This window comes from Sphingobacterium puteale (assembly GCF_003627955.1).
Lineage (GTDB): Bacteria > Bacteroidota > Bacteroidia > Sphingobacteriales > Sphingobacteriaceae > Sphingobacterium > Sphingobacterium puteale.
This window is the reverse complement of the sequence record NZ_RBWS01000012.1, coordinates 58,109-74,856: the sequence shown is the minus strand read 5'-3', so window position 1 is coordinate 74,856 and position 16,748 is coordinate 58,109. Positions and strand designations below refer to the sequence as shown.

11 protein-coding genes and 1 tRNA gene are annotated in these 16,748 nt (G+C 40.6%); 7 read left to right on the top strand and 5 right to left on the bottom strand.

Going from position 1 to position 16,748, the window contains the following annotated elements; translation table 11 throughout:
* Positions 1-5: 5 nt before the first annotated feature.
* The 3 genes from D7322_RS16330 to D7322_RS16320 are packed head-to-tail and all read right to left on the bottom strand — an operon-like array spanning position 6 to position 4,198.
* On the bottom strand, positions 6-689 hold the full coding sequence (locus D7322_RS16330; protein WP_121125351.1) for a hypothetical protein: 684 nt from the start codon (positions 687-689) through the stop codon (positions 6-8).
* Between the two features lie 11 nt (positions 690-700).
* Positions 701-1,474 (bottom strand): enoyl-CoA hydratase/isomerase family protein, encoded by a 774-nt coding sequence (locus tag D7322_RS16325; RefSeq protein WP_121125350.1) that lies wholly within the window; start codon positions 1,472-1,474, stop codon positions 701-703.
* Positions 1,475-1,513: 39 nt separating this feature from the next.
* Complete coding sequence (locus D7322_RS16320; protein WP_121125349.1) at positions 1,514-4,198, bottom strand: carboxypeptidase-like regulatory domain-containing protein; 2,685 nt, start codon at positions 4,196-4,198, stop codon at positions 1,514-1,516.
* 195 nt (positions 4,199-4,393) lie between these two features.
* Here D7322_RS16320 and purD point away from each other — a divergent pair, with 195 nt between their 5' ends.
* Positions 4,394-5,668 (top strand): phosphoribosylamine--glycine ligase, encoded by a 1,275-nt coding sequence (purD, locus tag D7322_RS16315; RefSeq protein ID WP_121125348.1) that lies wholly within the window; start codon positions 4,394-4,396, stop codon positions 5,666-5,668.
* Positions 5,669-5,759: 91 nt separating this feature from the next.
* Positions 5,760-5,831: transfer RNA gene (locus D7322_RS16310), tRNA-Glu, on the top strand.
* A gap of 339 nt (positions 5,832-6,170) precedes the next feature.
* Here the strand turns inward: D7322_RS16310 and D7322_RS16305 are convergent.
* Positions 6,171-7,814 carry a serine hydrolase gene (locus D7322_RS16305; RefSeq protein WP_121125347.1) on the bottom strand — a complete coding sequence of 548 codons (1,644 nt, stop codon included), beginning with the start codon at positions 7,812-7,814 and terminating at the stop codon, positions 6,171-6,173.
* 50 nt (positions 7,815-7,864) lie between these two features.
* The gene (locus D7322_RS16300; RefSeq protein ID WP_121125346.1) at positions 7,865-8,203 is read right to left on the bottom strand and encodes a DUF6249 domain-containing protein; all 339 of its coding nucleotides are present in this window, start codon (positions 8,201-8,203) and stop codon (positions 7,865-7,867) included.
* Positions 8,204-8,323: 120 nt separating this feature from the next.
* Here D7322_RS16300 and D7322_RS16295 point away from each other — a divergent pair, with 120 nt between their 5' ends.
* From D7322_RS16295 to D7322_RS16275, 5 genes are all read left to right on the top strand, one after another.
* Entirely contained in the window at positions 8,324-8,908 is a 585-nt protein-coding gene (locus tag D7322_RS16295; RefSeq protein ID WP_121125345.1) for an RNA polymerase sigma factor, read from the top strand.
* Positions 8,905-9,240 carry a hypothetical protein gene (locus tag D7322_RS16290; protein WP_147430451.1) on the top strand — a complete coding sequence of 112 codons (336 nt, stop codon included), beginning with the start codon at positions 8,905-8,907 and terminating at the stop codon, positions 9,238-9,240. The genes D7322_RS16295 and D7322_RS16290 overlap by 4 nt, the downstream gene beginning before the upstream one ends.
* A gap of 871 nt (positions 9,241-10,111) precedes the next feature.
* A complete protein-coding gene (locus tag D7322_RS16285) occupies positions 10,112-11,575 on the top strand; it encodes an IPT/TIG domain-containing protein (protein WP_121125343.1) in 1,464 nt (487 codons plus the stop codon).
* Positions 11,576-11,585: 10 nt separating this feature from the next.
* Positions 11,586-14,672: a SusC/RagA family TonB-linked outer membrane protein gene (locus D7322_RS16280; protein ID WP_121125342.1), complete on the top strand. Its 3,087-nt coding sequence runs from the start codon at positions 11,586-11,588 to the stop codon at positions 14,670-14,672.
* A 12-nt stretch (positions 14,673-14,684) separates the two neighbouring features.
* A complete protein-coding gene (locus tag D7322_RS16275) occupies positions 14,685-16,742 on the top strand; it encodes a RagB/SusD family nutrient uptake outer membrane protein (protein WP_121125341.1) in 2,058 nt (685 codons plus the stop codon).
* Positions 16,743-16,748 lie beyond the last annotated feature (6 nt).

Sequence of the window (16,748 nt, the reverse complement as noted above, 5' to 3'; positions counted from 1 at the left end):
ATATTTTAGGCGTCGCAACCCGCATATGCACGATCAATAACTGTAATGTACCATTTTTCCCCTTCTTTTGTAACGTGAAAAACAAATGGTTCTTCGCTTTCATTGGAGGTCATTATCGCGCGATAACTTCTGATTTCTATATTTCTTAACCGTCGTAATTCGTTACCTGTAATTTTGGCGTCTAAAATCTCATTCATAAATTTGGCTGTTTGTGACAATTCATTTGGACGGGATTTCTTGTCATAAAAAAAACCAAGTTTATCCCATTTCATTGTGCCGCAGTCGAAAACGGGAAGCTTTCCAGCTTTTAAAGGTCCTTTGTAGCTCAGTTTTTCATATGAGTGATACTCCGGCACCGGTTTGGCAAAGCTAAAATTATTTTGGTGCACATACGAGTCCAGTGCTCCCGGGCGATAGATAATATAGATACCTAATTTGGGATGTATATAATCATTGATTGTTTTGCTGTCTTGATCAATATATGCTTTGGCTATTTTTTCCAAAACTTGTTCTAATGTTTCTGTATCCTCTTTTTTGACTTCCTTTTCGAGTGTGTCGGGTTTGCTTATCGTATCTAAGGGGATAGAATCTTGGGCAATTTTTACGGCCTTGTCTTCCTTTTTATTGTTTCTACAGGAGAATACACCTATCGAGATACAGATCAGAACAAAGAAAAAGAGATTTCTCATGTTGTTTTTATTTATTTAGTACTATTTTTTGAAGTCAAGTTATCTATGATCGACTTTAATATTGACCTTGTTGATGGCAGCCACCATTGCACAAGGATTTCCTGAATAGTTTCTTCTCTATTCTCGCGCAATTTAAGAATTATTTCTTTTCTGAAGTTCAGCTTGGAGGTCTGCCAGGTCTTTTGATTAAACTGTGTGATCTGTTTTATTTTCTTTGCTGCGGTATTAAAAAGCATGTTTGCCGGAACGACATCGTCTACCAAGCCTTGCGATTTTGCCTCATCTGGAGTTAAGAGTTTTCCCTCAAGCAGATTTTGATACGCGTTGTGTCTTCCAATCCAGAAAGCATACAGTTGAAAAATACTTTCGGGCACAATCAATCCAACGGGTATTTCATTGAGCCCGATGACGAAATTACCTTCAGCCATGATCCTATAGTCGCAGCATAGGGCAAATACGCAGCCTCCGGCGGGACTATGACCGGATATGGCCGCTGCGATTGGTTTTGGAAATGACGCCAATAGCGAGGTTGCCTCCAAAAAGAGATTCCAAAATTCCCTGATTTGATCCTCATTATAGCCAAATAAGGTGATGAGATCAAGCCCCGCACTGAAAAAGTTTTCTTTACCAATAAGAATTGCGCCGTGAACGGCTTCGTTTTCCCGATTTATCTCCAACGTCTCTATCAGCTCTTTCAGTAATAGCGTATCGATGGCGTTTGACTTTCCGCGATCCAGAAAAATGCTTAAAATATGGTCTTCTACTTGGGTTTTGATATGCTCCATAATGAGTTTATTTAAATTTATAACGGTTTGTTCGGCTTGCTATTGTGGCTTTACTTCCATTAAATATTCTAGGTGTGCAATTTTTCCCTCCATGTCAACTCCTTCAATCGTGATTTTATATGTTCCGGGTTCATCCGAAGTGTAGAAATCAAATTTGGCTTCTCCATTTTTAGTTGTTACCAGATTTGGTTCCCAGGAGATTGTTGTTCTCAAATCACGATTAAGCACCTGTTTCTGTGTGGTGTTATATTGTGGTTTGAAAAAGTTGCGGTTGACATGCAAACCTTTGGGTAAAATGGTTATTATTCCTGTTGGTGTATAGGCGGATGACATTGCATCGCCCGATTTACTGGTGATTACCAAAACACCGTTTCCGCCGTACATTCCATAAATAGCGGTGTTCCCGACACTTCTCAAGACTTCGATACTCGCGATATCCGGGACGTTGATCATACTAATCTGGTCAGGCTCAATATACATGCCGTCGAGCACTACCTGCATGGGGCTTCCTCCATTTAATCCCATCGATCGCGTACTGTAAGGGACTCCGTTTCGGAAAATAACTCCCACTAGTCTTCCCGCAAGGCATTGCTCCAGGGTCGCACATGTGGACAGGTCCTCAGCCGTCAGCACCTGATCTGCATTGCCTGGGCCATTGAGGTTTCTTGAATTTTTATCTGCTTTATTGACTCTGACTCTGTTGACCTGAACTTCTTCCAGTTTGATGCTTTTTTGAATAATACCTGCTGCTTCAAGTTCGGCCAGGAATTGCTGATTATCTTTAAGCTGGTTGATTAGTTTGGTGTTGATATCATTCAGCATCAGAGGTTTGTCTTTACTTTCCCTGACTGTAGGAGAAGAAGCATTGTCAACAAGAATATCGACTCTATTCTTCTCTTTTTGACCATTCCCGGTGACAATAAACTTGATACTATCCGCAAAAAAAAGGTTATCAAAAGTAAATCTACCCTCATTATCTGTTAGCGTATCTAAACTTAGCATCATATTGCTCGTGGGGACTAAAGTAACTTTTGCATTCGGAACTACTGCCTTTCTTCCGGTTTTTTTAACAGTACCCGAGACCGTGAGGCCCTTCTCCGGAAGGTACGCATTATTCGTCGTATTAAGGTAATTTTTCCAATCTAGCTTACGCCAGCCCTGGATCAGCATAAGGTTGTCAAGCTCATTGAACTTGATATTGTTGAGATCTTCAAAGTAATAATTTGGACGTTCTATAAAGCCCCTGAGATCGGATTTTAAGAGGAGCTCGGAGACAATTGAAGAATAATATTGCGCTGTAGCAGAATCGGCTTTATTGAGATTGATTACCGAAGCTGAGAGGGCGGCGATTTTTGAGGTATCACTGCTACCTTCCTTAACCGAAAGATTTGCGATTACCTGATCCCGTGTTGTAAATGTTGGCTTGTTCAATTGTAAGGTTATTGGCAACATTGTTTTTGGCGCATTGTAACTAAATACGAGCCTTTCGATGATCGGAACCAGCTGTTCATTCAGTACTGATAATTGGATTACTCCCGAAGGAAGGTCTTGTTTGGGAATGTTGAATAATATTTCCGGCCCGTTTAACTTTTGTTTAACAGCATGTAAAACAAGTCCATTGTATTGTGCAATGAGGTAGACTTCTTTACCTGTTACGAGGTCATCTGTCGCCGATAATTGGGCGGCGATTTTATCTTTTAAACCCGAGTTGACAGTGAGTACGTAGCCTGAGGCAGCTACCGGAGGCAGAGGGCTGCTCACCGAATTCCCGTCCGGGAATACCGCCGTGGCAATATATTTTTTTCCTGTGCTTAAAATAAGCGGCATACTGCCCATGCCGAGGTCATTCGTCTCAAATTCGATGATGGGAGCCTGGTTTTCCTCTCCGATTTTGATTTTGGACTTCAGGCCCAGTCCGGCGGGTGTAAGTACTTTAACCCCGGTTTTGCTCAAAATATTGTTTACGAGCTCACCACTTTCAGGGAAAATCTGGATACTGTTCTGTAGGTTGGGATCTGGAATTGTAAAATTCTTTAATACCCGTCTTTTATCTGATGATAAAAATTGTAAGGATAATGTTCCGCCCCTAAAATTATCTTTGAGCTCAAGAGCTATCGTTCCATTTTCATTGGATTTTAAGCGCCCCTTCTTTTCTTTTAGGCCGTCCTGTTGGAAGGTATAGCTCACGCTGCTGTTTATTAGCGGCGCGCCCTGAATTGTCTTTAAGTTGATCTGGAAGAGGTTTTCAGTTCCATTTTGAAGGAGAGTACTTTCAGTAATGACATTGTCTGCCCGACCATTGGTAACCGGTACAATCCGCTCATAGAAATTGGAGACGGAATCGTTTTGCATCCAGCGGGTGTATGCTCTGATACGGTATGATCCTTCCACGAGTGTGTCCGATAGGCTAAAATCACCGATGCCAAGGCCCAATGTGAGAGGGATTTTAATGCTTTTGATGATGCTATTTGTCGGCGAGATCAATTCGATATTCGCAATCTTGCTGATATTGCTCAAGTAATTAAATGGCGCCGTGGTACAATATAGTTTGAACCAGATATTTTCACCCGCTGAATAGTCATTTTTGTCCAAGTGTAGATAAATTTTCTCCGTAACATGACTTTCGTGATAGGTCTCCAATTTCTGTATGGTCTGATCAATTTGAGCGGAGGCCAGAAAGGGAAACAGAAGGCAATTGATTAACAACAATAAGCGAGCATACATATGACTAATGTTTCTTGAAAATTAGAAAATATTTTTCCTTTAATCAACTTATAAATCAAAATATTATCGCATGAAAGAGATCTGGCAATTCCTATTACTGGGATGAGGGCGCTTTTGAGTTGGAAAATAAATATAAAATCCGTTTTTGAATGATCTTATGTCTGAAAATTAGCATAAAAAAAATATCTTTGTGCTATGAATATCCTAATAATCGGTTCAGGAGGTCGTGAATCCGCCTTCGCCTATAAACTATCGAAAAGTCCACGTTTAGATCAATTGTTTATTGCTCCAGGAAACGCTGGTACAGGAGCATATGGACAAAATGTAAATATTAAAGTTACTGATTTTGAAGCTATCGCATCCTTTGTTTTGGAAAATGCGATACAAATGGTGTTGGTGGGACCAGAAGAACCTTTGGTGAAAGGTATTCATGATTATTTTTTGAACCGGACAGATTTAAAAAATATTCCTGTCATAGGCCCACAACAAGAAGGTGCCCAATTAGAAGGTTCAAAAGATTTTTCGAAACAATTTATGGATCGCCATGGCGTGCCTACCGCCGCTTCTCGTTCTTTTGATGCAGACTCGCTTGCTGAAGGATTGGTTTATCTGGAGAGCCAAAAATTACCGATTGTGCTTAAGGCTGACGGATTAGCTGCGGGAAAAGGTGTTTTGATCTGTGAAACACTCGAAGATGCAAAAGCCGAACTGAAAGCAATGATTGCTGACTCTAAATTCGGAGAGGCAAGTCGCGTCGTTGTGGTGGAGGAATTTTTAAAAGGAATTGAACTCTCGGTATTTGTCTTGACGGATGGAAACTCCTATAAGGTACTTCCTTCTGCAAAAGATTACAAACGTATCGGAGAGGGTGATACAGGTCTAAATACAGGCGGAATGGGCTCTATTTCTCCTGTACCTTTTGCTGACGAAACATTTTTGAATAAAGTGGAAGAACGTATCATCAAACCAACTGTAGAAGGGCTGAAGAAAGATGGTATTCCGTATAAAGGCTTTATTTTCATCGGTTTGATGAATGTTGATGGTGAACCCTATGTCATTGAATATAATGTGCGTATGGGTGATCCTGAAACAGAATCTGTATTGCCACGAATTGAATCTGATCTGTTGGATCTGTTGGAAGGCGTTGCGCAAGGAAATTTAGACCAACGTTCTTATACGGTTTCTCCAAAAACAGCTGTTACGGTGATGTTAGTGGCTGGAGGTTACCCTGGAGCCTATGAATCTGGAAAAGAAATCGCGAATATCGAAAATGTCAAAGAATCTATTGTATTCCAAGCAGGAACCAAGGAGCAGGATGGTAAGGTTGTCACTGCCGGTGGACGTGTAATTGCCGTTACGACATTACAAGACTCACTTTTTGATGCTCTTCAACAGGCTACTGCTGATGCCGGAAGAATTTATTTTGAAGGAAAATACTTCAGACGTGACATCGGTTTTGACCTCATCTAAAAAATATTTAAAATTATTTTTGTAATAATAATTTTAAGGTCTATATTTGCAACTCCAAAAACAAGAAAGCTTTTGGAGTTGCATTAAAAATGGCCCGTTCGTCTAGGGGTTAGGACGCAAGATTTTCATTCTTGAAACAGGGGTTCGATTCCCCTACGGGCTACAAAAGGAGACACTGCTTACCAGGTGCCTCCTTTTTTTTGTTTCTTACTTTTCTGTTAATCAGGAGAATAACTTCTAGAAGGCCATTGTGTCAGGGTACTCGATAAGTCAAGCCATCCAATTTTGGTTTTTCAGGGTATAATAGGCAAACAATATAGCGTGTATTGTAAATATAGCGTGTATTGTAAATACCCGCATTTATGTAAAGTAAATCCAGTTTTAATAAGCCAGCAAATAACTTATCTACAGCATATCAACTCTAATTTTCACAAGTAACTTATCTTTGAGGTTCGGCAATTTGACCTCTAAATGACAACCTGGTCGTCTAACTATACTGCTGCTAAATTTTCTTAGCGACCATATCACTATTCTGAGTTTTGGTCAGACTAATGACTGTTCCTTTACCATCTACGTTAAAAACAATGACCGCATCCAAATCCCGAGCGTAGAACTTGTGTTTGTCAAATGGTACCAGTTCTTTTCTGTCGTTACCTACTTTTCCATAAAGGATATTGTTTTCCAGGAGCACTTCAAATACCGGCCCAAAATTGAACTGATACTTTCCGATGTATTTCTCTAATTGTGCCTTGGAAACTTTGATTTTCGGCTGAGCTTTCAAGACGATGTTTTCTCTAACAGCCGAGCTAGGCATACCTGTACCGCTTGTCGTAAAACCATCTAAGTTACCTTTTTCATCTCTAGTAAATTTCAACGTGTTCAGACTATTTCCCATCACGAACTGATCCTTTCCGTAGGAAACCAAACGAGTTTTTGGGCCACCTAGATAATAATACATTAGGTTTCCGTCTTGCAACCGTACAGAATGTTTGCCGCTATTTTTAACATTATATACACCCTGAAACACCTCAAGTTCAGACGATTTTAATTTAACGGGCTTATAGTCGTATGGTTTTCCTAAGGCCACGGCTAGGAGTTTGGAAGCCAGGATATCAGGTTCATAGGGGCTATCGCAATTCCTGAGTATGGAAATAGAAAGGTTTTCCAATGGTAGATAAGCTGCATAAGCAAAAAAACCATTGACCACGCCTACATGTTTTACGCTAGGACTTCCTTGGACATTTCCTGTTTCCCATCCATAACCATAGCCTGTTAAGCGCCCGTTGTTCAGTTTAAACGATGTTTGCGCTTTTTTCATAGTCTCTTGTTTCAGCAACTTGCCATCATACAGGCTGCTGTACCATTTCTGCAAATCCCCAGCAGTTGACATCAGCGAACCGGCAGAATAGGGAAGATTCATGCTCAGGTAGTCTGCGTTACGGTATGCACCATTTCGCTGGACATATCCTGATACCCTGCCTGGTATGATCCTAGTCGGGCTATCATAATAGGAATGATTCATTCCTAAAGGCTTGAAAATCGTTTCATAAGTAAATTCCGCATAGCTCTTTCCCGTTATTTGTTCAATGATATAGCCCAGCAAGACATACCCAGAGTTGGAATATTCGTAATCCGAACCAGGATCATATTTCAGTGGTTCCAATTTGAATAAATCCACCAGCTGTTTTGGACTTAGGTCTTTCCGTTTAAGTTCTTCAGTAAAGCTCTGCAGTCCGGTATAGTTAATGACTCCCGAGGTATGGGTCAACAAGGCTTCAATCGTGATCACTTTCTGCTTCTCGGGGAAATCTGGTATGTATTTGCGGATGTCGTCCTGGATCGACAACTTGCCCTGCTCTTGAAGGAGCAAGATTAGCACTGCGGTAAACTGCTTGGTCACTGACCCCAGACGAAACACGTGTTCCGACGTCATCGCGACATCAAGTTCTATGTTGGCTTTACCAAACGCCTTCTGATAAAGAGTCTCGTTGCCTCTGCTTAGGTATACTACAGTGCCAGCTCCATCTTTATGGAATTGGAGATTAGTAAGAGAATCAAACTGCTGCTGGTTGGTTTGTGCGAGCGTTATAACTTGGATGAGAAGTGAAAAAATAAAGCATAGCGATGCTAGTAATGAGGTTTTCATTTATTTATAGGTTATTGTAAAAACTAAATGTTAATTGTAAAAAAGTGCGTTTACCCTTTTTTTTGAGTATTTTTCAGTACCAGATAAGACATGATGAGCGAGAGGCCGAGCCCCATGAAGATGCAAAGTCCGATGATTAGGAATTTTTTTGTGGGGAAGAAATCGCATAGGGCAAGCCCCACGGCCAGTCCAAGTGCAACTCCGACACTGCTTAAGCCGAGTACCAATAGCATCGGCAAAAAGTTAGATTGGTTTTTAAAATAGTCTGGTGAAAGCCCCCTTTCTATGATTTCCATACGCTCCTTATGTCTAGTGGTAAAGTAGTAGTAGCTAATCCCAAATACGACCAGAGAGATGGATATAAATAATGCTGCTGATGTAGTTTCCATTTCAATTTTTTTTATTAATTTCCTGATAGGACTGAATTTATGGACAAGTGGTCACATTGTGACCACTATTTTTTTCTGATAGTCTAAGTAGTAGTACTTATAAATAATTTGGCTACAGGCATGCTGTTCGGAAAAAACCGTAAAGATGAAGATTATTACTTAAAAAAAGCCATCGGTGGTAAGCGTGAAGGCTTTGAATATTTGGTAGCAACTTATCAAAAGCTGGCATATACCTTAGCGATTAAAATCTGCGGAAATAACGAAGATGCTGAAGAAGTGGTACAGGATTCGTTTATGAAAGCCTTCCGGGCATTGGATCAATTTAGAAGTGCGGCTAAGTTTTCCACTTGGCTATATAAAATCGTTTACTATACCGCCCTGACTAAAAAAAACAGTAAGCGGTTGGAAACGACAAAACTAGCGGAGGACTCCGGGACCGAAAGCTATCTGCTCGACGAAAAGAGAGAAATTAGCAGCCTTATTCAGTCAGACAGGAAAAGATATATTGACCTGGCTCTTTCTAGACTCGGAGAAGAAGAAAGGTCGGCCGTTACACTCCATTATCTGGGGGAAAAAAGTATCTCAGAAATAGCGGAGATCCTAGGAATTGGAAAGTCGGCGGTCAAAATGAGGCTGATGAGGGGACGAGAAAAACTGGAACAATCGCTAAGAAGCTTATTAGGGAATGAAATAAAAGATTTATGATGAGTCGTGAGAAAATGAAAAATATTGATCCACTAGCGGAGTTATTGAAACAGGAGCTTTTGGATGCGCCTTCAGCAAAGTTTTCCGATCAGTTGCTACATGCATCTATGACCAGTTATCGGATTAGTTACAGTAAGAGATATCAAAAAGAAGAGCGGCTGGGAAAAGTGATCCTTGCTGTTTTGATATTTTTTAACCTGATGATACTAGTAGAGCTAAACCCGTTCGGGGCTGACTCCGCATTGCTGATTGGCGTATTGGCTTCAGTTCTATTAGTATTTGGATGCAGCATCCATTATTTGACCCAGTATCCGCGTGCAATTATAAAATAACAATTCTGAGTATATGTCTCAGCATGCTCAGGGGGGATTGTCCGTATAAGTGTAAACATTGGCAACACTCAAAATAGGGCATGTTCAATCTGTTCCTTGTATAGCTGTTCCTAATCCGGTACAACCAGATAGGTATACATTCGTTAGATTCTGACTGGGAAATGCCCCTTTTTATTTATCACAGTGGTTCAAATTAAAAAATAAAATATTCAATTTGCAAGTCTATTTTTTTGTTTCAACTGATTGATTTACATTTCTTTGTGTTTATGAGTTTTGTTTTGATACAAATACGCAGATTATTGAGATAATTCGATAGTCTCAAAAATTTTACGTTGGCTACTTTTGAGTAATCAATTATATGAATATAACGCCTTAGGGAAACACTTAGAGACACGGATTAGAGAAATACTTATTAAATTTTTGCTGAAAGAATGAATGTTATTATTATGCTAGTAATCGATATAGCTTAGATGTAGCAACGATTTGAACGAGTGAAGAGCATTATGCTAAGAATTGCAGGGATTATAATCCTTGGAGTCTGAAAAAGGAAAATAGAAAATAATAGAAAAGTAATTTAAATAAATTAGGAAGACTTTGAAGCTATTGCAATAAAGTCTTTTTTAGCTGTCAAAAGCTAATACCATTTAGCTTTAATTTTAAATAATCAATTATGTATACATTTTTAAAAGGAGTTTGCCCTTCAAAAGGGCGGGCATCGATTCGTTCGTCCTAAAATTTCGATGTAAGAAAAACTAGTTAAGTCCCTGAGATACCTTCAAGGAGGTAAACCTAAAGATAAAATATCCGGAAGCGGTCCACAGGGATACTGAAAAAGAAGTATTCGAAATAAATTTTAACCAATTAATAACTTATGAGAACAAAACAAGTAGCGAGTAGAGCCTTGTGCCGATTTGGTAGACTCTGGGTCTTTATGATTCTCACCTTTGGTATTTGGGCCTGCAAGAACGATACAACAGCAATTATTGGAGAATCTAAGCCTTTTGATCCTACTAAACCAGTTATCGTGTCTGATTTTAGCCCAAAATCAGGTGGTATGGGACAGCGTCTGATTATTTATGGACAAAATTTTGGTAATGATCCTAAAAATGTCGCCGTCTATATCGGCGGAAAAAAGGCTGTTGTCATCAATGCCTTGGGCGAATCTCTTTATTGCCTGGTGCCAAAGCAGGCTTTTAAGGGGGATATCGAAGTGCGGGTAGGGGGAGAAGATAAACCCGTAATCGGGAAAGCGGAGAATAACTTTGAATACCAACGTAAACTGGTTGTATCCACGCTCGCTGGTTACAGAAATGCCCGCGGTGATGAGCCTTGGAAAGATGGTAAGTTTAATGATCCGGACCAGACCAAGATGGCCAGTGGTTTTTGGCTTTCTTCTTTTATGAAGTTTGACCCGATCAATCCAAAACATCTTTGGGTAACATTTGACAATAATAACGGTCTATATCTGATCAATTTTGAAGATAGTACCATAACGACGAGGAGATCGGATTTTGATCGTCCACGCAGTATAGATTTTACTTTGGACAAAAATTATATGATTGTCGCCCAGGATAGGGGGGGAGAAAATGACGACTCTAATTTATTGTTTTCGAGGGCGAGGAATTTCTTGGATAAAGAAGTCTTGACAAAGAGCCGGCAATGTAATGGTGCTTCCGTTCATCCTGTCAATGGTGAAATGTATTTTAATAGCTACGCGAAAGGGGAGTTTTATCGTTTTGATCTGAATCAATATTTCAATGGAGGTTTAGGGCAAAAGGAATATACAAATCCCTTTCTGATTCAGGATCCGGAATGGGAATATAGGATCTTGATCCATCCAACCGGTAATTACGCCTATATTATGATCGTTAACCGGGGTTATATTATGCGGGCGGACTACAATTGGGAGAAAAAAACATTTAACCAGCCCTATTTGGTTTGTGGAAAGGTACGAGGAGGCGGTTATAAGGATGGGGTTGGATCGTCAGCTCAGATCGACCAACCTTACCAAGGGGTTTTCGTGAAAAATCAGGATTATGTAGATGCAAATAAGCCTGATCTGTATGACTTCTATTTTACGGACCTTAATAATCATGCGATTCGTAAACTTACACCGGAAGGTGCCGTAACCACTTTTGCTGGTAGAGGGAGTGCAAGCTTGAACAGTAATCCGTATGGGTACGTCAATGGTGATTTGCGTGAAGAAGCTCGCTTTGACCGTCCGTCGGGTATCGCTTATAGTGAAGAGGAACATGCCTTTTATATTGGAGATCGGGAAAACAGACGTATCCGAAAAATTGCATTGGAAGAAATGGATGAAAGTAACCAAAATTAACTAGGATAAGATGATAAATAAAATATTACTAACCTGTTTGTTGCTTCTCTGTGTCAGCTTTGGGGTGTCGGCACAAGATATGCTGGAAGTAACAGGCGCCGTTGTTGACGCTAAAAGCACACCGATTATTGGTGTCAGTATTTCGATTAAGGACTCCCCTGGTCTTGGAACGACAACGGATAATAAGGGTAACTTTAAGATAAAAGTAGCACGTTACAAGACACTTGTGTTCTCGTCTGTAGGTTATGTAAAGCAAGAAGTACTTGTCAAAGATAATCGTTCTGTAAATGTAACGCTGAAAGAATCAGAGAGTAGTGTGCTTGAAGAAGTCGTAGTGACTGGTACAGGTACACAGAGAAAGTTGACATCGACTGCTGCGACCAGTAGCGTTGATTTAAGTACCATGACAAAGAATCCAACATCAAGTATAAGTAATGCGTTAATCGGAAATGCGCCGGGTGTCTTGGGTATGATGCAGTCTGGGCAACCGGGTAAAAATATTACCGAGTTTTGGATCCGAGGTATTTCGACCTTTGGTGGCGGAGCTTCCGCTCTGGTATTGGTGGATAATATTGAACGTGATATAAACGATATTAATATTGAAGATATTGAAACCATTAATATTCTTAAGGATGCAGCTGTAACCGCGATTTATGGTTCAAAAGGAGCTAACGGTGTTGTTTTAATTACAACCAAGCGCGGTAAGGACGGTAAGATTAGTATCAACTTCAAAGATGAACATATTTACAATACTAGAACCATTACGCCTGAATTTGAAGATGGGGTTACCTACGCCAATCTTTTGAATGAAGCACGTATTACACGGAATTTTGAACCGATTTATCAGCCCGAGGAATTGGAAATCCTACGTTTGGGGTTAGACCCTGATCTATATCCCAATGTCAACTGGAAAGATCTTTTGTTAAAAGACGGGGCAATGACTTACCGTGCAAATCTAAATATGACAGGTGGGGGAGCTACCGCACGTTATTTTTTGTCCGGAAGCTACATTAATGAGGGGGGGATGTATAAAACAGACGAAACCTTGCGGAATGATTACAATACGAATGCAAACTACAAAAGATATAACTACCGCTTGAATACGGATATCAACGTGACTAAAAGTACGGTGTTAAAAATAGGGGTCTCAGGTTCGTTAAATAAAAGGAATAGCCCAGGTTTAGGAGACGATGATTTTTGGGGTGTATTGTTCGGTTATTCACCAATTCGTACACCGGTGCTGTATTCAAATGGTTATGTTCCGGCAATTGGAACGGGAAATCAGACAAATCCTTGGGTAGTGGCGACTCAAACCGGGTATAATGAAAACTGGCAAAATAAGATTCAGACGAATATTTCCATTGAACAAAATTTTGATTTTATAACCAAAGGACTGCGGTTTAGAGGAATTATCGGTTATGATACCAATAATGATAATAATATTTACCGACGTAAATGGCCTGAACAATGGCGGGCAGAACGGGCACGGGATGAAAATGGGAATCTGATATTTACACATATTTCTGATCCACAAGAATTGTATCAGGCAAGTAGTTCTGGTGGTGATCGTCGCGAATTCTACGATATGATGTTCAATTATGATCGCAGTATAGGAAATCATAATATCGGCGCAGTTGCTCGTTTTACGCGTGATGCGCTTGTTCGTACAGTTGATCTTGGTGATGATATTAAAAATGGAATTGCAAAAAGAAATCAAGGATTAGCTGGACGTTTGACCTATAATTGGAAATCAAGATACATTGCTGATTTTAATTTTGGATATAATGGTTCTGAGAACTTTGCTCCAGGCAGACAATATGGCTTTTTTCCTGCTGTTTCAGCAGCATGGAATATCGGCGAGGAACCTTTTGTAAAGGAGAATATCTCCTGGATGAACATGTTAAAGATTCGTTATTCTTGGGGAAGAGTGGGTAACGATCAATTGGCAAATGATGTAAGATTCCCTTATCTGTCTACCATCGGAGAGATAGCAAATAATGGTTATCAATGGGCCGATTATGGATTCGACCGTTACTTCACTGCATTGCGGTATACACAGGTCGCTTCGCCAAATGTCACTTGGGAAATGGCGACGAAAAAGAACCTGGGATTTGATGTAGCACTTTTTAAGGATAAAATTATTGCTAATCTAGATTTCTTCAATGAGGCACGTACCGGGATCTATATGGCAAGGAATTATCTGCCAATCATGGTGGGACTAGGGAGCGTGCCAAGTGCGAATGTAGGGGCTGTGAAGTCCAGTGGTTTTGATGGGCGTTTAGAATATAAGCAAAAATTGGGCGAAGTAAATTTAACCGCCAGAAGTAATATAACCTATAGTAAAAACGAAATCACTGAGATCGATGAGGAAAATAATGTATATGGATATCAAAATCAAAAAGGGTACCGCGTAGACCAAGCAAAAGGACTTATCGCGTTAGGTTTATTTAAAGATTATGATGATATACGTAATAGTCCGGAGCAAACATTTGGTACTTATCAGCCTGGAGATATTAAATATAAAGATATCAATGGTGATGGTGTTATAGATGATGGTGACCGTGTTGCGATCGGTGCAACGCGACGTCCTAATTTGATCTATGGCGTGGGCTTGTCAGCGAGCTGGAAGAGTTTAGATTTTAGCGTCCATTTTCAAGGTGCAGGGAAATCAACTTTTTTCACCTATGGGAAAACAGTATATGCCTTTAGTGAGGGAGAATGGGGACAGATCATGAAAGGAGTAATGGGTGATAACCGCTGGATTTCTGCGGATATTTCCGGTGATCCTTCAACAGAAGACCCCAATGCTTCTTATCCAAGATTAAGTTATGGAGCAAACCCGAATAACTTTAGAGAGTCTACTTTTTGGTTGAAAAATGGTCAATATATTCGTTTGAAAACCTTGGATATTGGCTACACCTTGCCAAAAGCACTGACGAATCGAATTAAGACCAATAGCATTCGTATTTTTTTAACTGGTTCAAATTTATTGACTTGGTCAAAATTCAAACTTTGGGATCCAGAGTTGGCGACACCACGAGGAGAGGATTATCCCCTGCCTAAGTCGTTAACACTTGGCATCAATGTTAACCTATAAAATTTTAAAAAGATGCAAAGAAAGAAACTATATATAGTGTTGATGCTCGTATTGGGGGCAAGTGTTGTCTCTTCCTGCAAAAAGGATTATTTAAAGTCTGATCAGTATTTTAAGGACAGGCTTAATATTGAAAAAACATTTAAAAATAAAAAATATTCGGAACAATGGCTGGCCGATATATTTCAGCAATTTAAAGGGGAAAATGCAGATGTAGCAAGCAAGGGCTTGACGCCGCATTGTTTTGCAGATGATATGTACTACGGTGATCGTGATAAAGATTATGATCCATCGAAAAATGAGCTGTCTTACAATATGTTCAAGATGGGTGAATATACTGAAGCCGATAAACAAGGGACATGGACACAGTGCTATTTGGGTATTCGTGACGCCTCAACTTTTATTCAGAATATCTATATGAACACGGAGATGTCGGCTGCTGAGATAAATGATTATCGGGGACAAGCACGTTTTGCAAGGGCATATTTGTATTGGCTATTGCTCCGTAAATACGGCCCGGTTCCATTATTGCCAAATGAAGGGCTGGATTATACCGATAGTTATGACAATTTGGCGATTCCGCGAAACACCTATGAGGAATGTGCAACCTATATAAGCGATGAACTGTTGCAGGCTGCTAAAGAAATGGAAGCACTGGGTATGAGGCGTGGGCAAGACGGTTCTGCACGGCCAACTGTTGGGGCAGCATTGGCCGCTCGAGCTAAAGTACTACTCTATGCTGCAAGTCCGTTGGCAAATGGTAATAATTCAGGCTATGCTTCATTATTGGTAGACAAGCAGATGAAGCGCCTGTTATCTGCCGATTATAAAGAAGAGAAATGGGCCAAGGCGGCTGCTGCAGCGCGTGATGTCATCGAATTGGGGGTATATCGACTTTATACCGCGCCTTTTCAGGAGACGGGAGATGATGCGACAGTGCGGCCTCCTCAGGATCATAATTTTTCGGATAAAAGCTGGCCTGCGGGCTGGGCAGACATTGATCCCGCCAAATCATATGCTCAGGTCTTTAATGGGACATTGACAGCTTCAGGTAATCCGGAGTTAATATTTACGCGGGGTAACAATCAGCCGAATGAAGGGATCGACCAGATGGTCATTCACCAGCTTCCACGTTCTGCAACAGGATGGAATACGCATGGACTGACACAGAAACTGGTGGATGCCTATTATATGAATGATGGGACGGATGTGCCGGGTAAGGATAAAGAAATCGGTCGTGGAAATGGTTCAAACCGTATCAGTGGTTTTGTGTCCCAAGAGGATTATGACAACAAAAAATACAGACCATTGCGTCCTGGTGTGTCCTTGCAGTATGCAAACCGGGAACCGAGATTCTATGCTTCGGTAGCTTATAATGGAAGTTTTTGGACATTGCTTAATGAAACAAAAGAAGAAAACCGCAACAAACAAATTTTCTATTATAGCGCTGACCCAAAAGGAAACGGCTTCAATTCAGCAAACGGGTATTGGTTACGTACGGGTTTCGGGGTTAAGAAGTTTGTTCATCCCAGTGATACTTACGAAGGCGGAGTAGGTTCACGTATTGTTCCTAAGGCCGAACCGGCCATCCGTTATGCAGATGTGCTGCTGATGTATGCTGAGGCGCTAAATGAATTAAGTGGCTCATATACGGTTCCGTCTTGGCGTGGCGGATCCTATAGCATCAGCCGGGATATAGCTGAACTGCAAAAAGGGATACACCCTGTCCGGATCCGTGGTGGTGTACCCGATTATCCGGCAAGCATATATGGGAATAAGAACGAATTGCGAAAAACAATAAAACGGGAGCGCTTTATTGAGCTTATGGGCGAAGGGCAGCGCTACTATGATCTGCGTCGCTGGATGGATGCGCCTGTTGAAGAAGCATTGCCAGTTTATGGCTGTAATGTATTGATGAACGAAAACGAGCGTGACCTTTTCTATCAGCCAGTCGCGATTTGGACCTTAAAAACAACCTTTGCTGATAAAATGTGGTTTTGGCCGATTAGCCATACTGAACTTAAGCGCAATAAGAACTTAACACAAAATCCTGGTTGGACTTACAATGATTAATCAAAT